A 501-nucleotide genomic window follows, 5' to 3' on the forward strand; every position below is an offset into this window, starting at 1 on the left:
GGTGGAATGCTTGTTGCCCGCGGTGTAGAGCTCGTGCGCGGAGACCTGGCCGCGCATGTGCCGGGCAACCTCGGCGGCGCCGAGATTCGCGCCGTAGGCGTAGGCCGTCAGCACATAGCGGCCGAGCACGTCGCCGCGGATCTTCGGGTCCGATCCCGAGGCCGGGCCGAGATGACGATGCCACCCGGTCAGGTACGCGGCGCGGGTGAGGATGTCGAGCAGGCTGCGCTCGGGAAGACGCTGATGGACCGCCTGCTCCAGTGCCAACGCCGACGGCCGCCGGTCGGCGCCCTTGCGGCGCTTGAGCACCGGGCGGCCCTGCTCCAGGACCAGGTCGGTGTTGGCCGGGTAACCCCTGTCAACCCGCGCGGCGGTGGCGGCCAGCTCCCGGCGGTAGAAGGCCACCAGCTCGCCCGCCTCGGCGGGGATGCCGGCCTGCTCGCAGAACTGCGCGGCCAGCGGCGCGCACTCCTGCCACGACATCAGCTGCGCGCCCAGGTC

1 protein-coding gene is annotated in these 501 nt (G+C 72.9%); it reads right to left on the minus strand.

Annotation, left to right across the window (positions count from 1 at the left end):
- The coding region (locus tag Acor_RS00190; protein WP_218034039.1) for a Tn3 family transposase at positions 1–483 on the minus strand (483 nt) is incomplete at its 3' end.
- Between the last annotated feature and the right edge of the window lie 18 nt (positions 484–501).

The sequence above is a fragment of the Acrocarpospora corrugata genome (genome assembly GCF_009687845.1).
GTDB classification, from domain to species: Bacteria; Actinomycetota; Actinomycetes; order Streptosporangiales; family Streptosporangiaceae; genus Acrocarpospora; species Acrocarpospora corrugata.